The organism is Treponema endosymbiont of Eucomonympha sp., from assembly GCF_001028545.1.
Genome location: NZ_BBPW01000150.1, coordinates 1 through 1,515, shown reverse-complemented (window position 1 = coordinate 1,515; position 1,515 = coordinate 1). Strand labels below are relative to the sequence as shown.

Genomic DNA, 1,515 nt, shown 5'->3' with positions numbered 1-1,515 from the left:
CTATCATACGGATATCCCCGGCAGGCTCGCCTGTTGCGGCGTCCGCCCGGCGTTTTCCATATTCCCTTATCCCGCCGGCGGCAAAACCGCTTGTGTATGCTGTTCCAGTTCCCGAATTCGGGCGGCATGTCTCTCCACGAAGCGCACGTGCGCCGCGTCGTAAGCCGTTTTAAACGCCGCAAGCAAGCTTCGCAGTGCTGTCAGTTTTTCCGCGTTGACGCCCCACCCGGCAGCGCGGGGAGCGGTATAGGCGAGGAGGATTATTTTTTCAAGAAAATCCGTGTCTTTAACCGAAATAAAACTTTCTGTCATGGCATTCGCCCCTTTCGGATTAAAATCCGTTCTGAAAATTGCCGTCTCCGGCAGCATAGCATGTTTCCAAAACCGCCGCTGCCTTGCATTTACGCAAAACTGTGCGCCGCACATTTGAGCGGATGCCGCTTGCATTCAAATATATGGTGCGTCCGTGCGAATAGACGGCGCGTCCATTCAAAGCTCTTCGCCGGTCTCCGCGAATAGGCGCGCCACATACGCAGGGATATGCCGTGTCCGTGTCAAACGCATTCGGGGAATGATTGTTTTTTGCGGCGGCGCAAAACAAAACGCGCTTTGTTTCCAGAAGCGCGTCAGCCGGCAGACGGGTAAATTTTACCTTTGAAATCAGCACCGCCAGCGGGTTAATATCAAATCCGTGCATTTCGCTTAATCCGCACTGCAGCCCGCACATGAAGGAGGAACCGGAGCCGCAATACGGGTCAAGCAAAGCGCCTTGGGAAATGCCGCACTCTTTCAGAATATCGACACCGATTTGCGGCAGCATCGTCGCCGGATATTTATGCAGGTTTGGATATGCCGACGCGTAAGACTGCCCCGCGTAATCGTACTTTGTGTTCCGTACCACCGGATATTTCATAAATCGTCCGCCGTTTTGAAAAGTAGCGGGAGTTTGTCTTCAAATGCGCGGAATCCGGTGCCGTGATTCCGCGCCATAGTTCCTTTGTCGGGCAGGCGCAAATCGACTACTATATGCTCCGCTTTGAATTGGTCGGCTAATAATTCAGCGCTCGTCCCTTTCAGTAACTGTGCCCGGCAGAAATGAAAATACTCTATGCCGCCCCGTTCTTCGGTAAAAGCCGAAACGAAAATAAGCGCCGGTATCTTTTGCAAAAAACGTGCCGCCAATGCCTGTAATTGCCACGCCGCGATAACCGTTCCCGAAATATGCCTCACGGAAATTTCCGCGTCGTCTGCATACAGAAAAAGCCCCGCGCTGTTTGGTTTTAGCGACATTGTATAGTACAAGCCCTGTCTGCCGTCTTTGTCTAAACTTCCGTATTTTTTTACCGCCTCTAATGGCGGCGTTTTCCACGCTTTGTTATTAAAGGTGAACAGCGTAATCAGGTTATTCCCTTTTATTCGGTGCGTCTTTATTTCCGCCTCTTCAATATCGGGGCAAGCGTTGTTGTTTTCCTTTATTCCCAAAAGTGTTTCAAATGTATATCCAACCCCTGTCGG

The 1,515-nt window shown here is 51.4% G+C and carries 2 protein-coding genes and 1 pseudogene; all 3 read right to left on the bottom strand.

Translation table 11 applies throughout. The features are described from left to right. Positions 1–152: pseudogene (locus tag AWU74_RS10460) on the bottom strand (transposase); the annotation flags it as partial. A gap of 179 nt (positions 153–331) precedes the next feature. Beyond that, entirely contained in the window at positions 332–913 is a 582-nt protein-coding gene (locus tag AWU74_RS11680) for a hypothetical protein (RefSeq protein ID WP_062328416.1), read from the bottom strand. Then, positions 910–1,515 (bottom strand): MvaI/BcnI family restriction endonuclease (locus AWU74_RS05465; protein ID WP_062328422.1); only part of this gene is annotated, 606 nt, incomplete at its 5' end. The genes AWU74_RS11680 and AWU74_RS05465, both read right to left, overlap by 4 nt.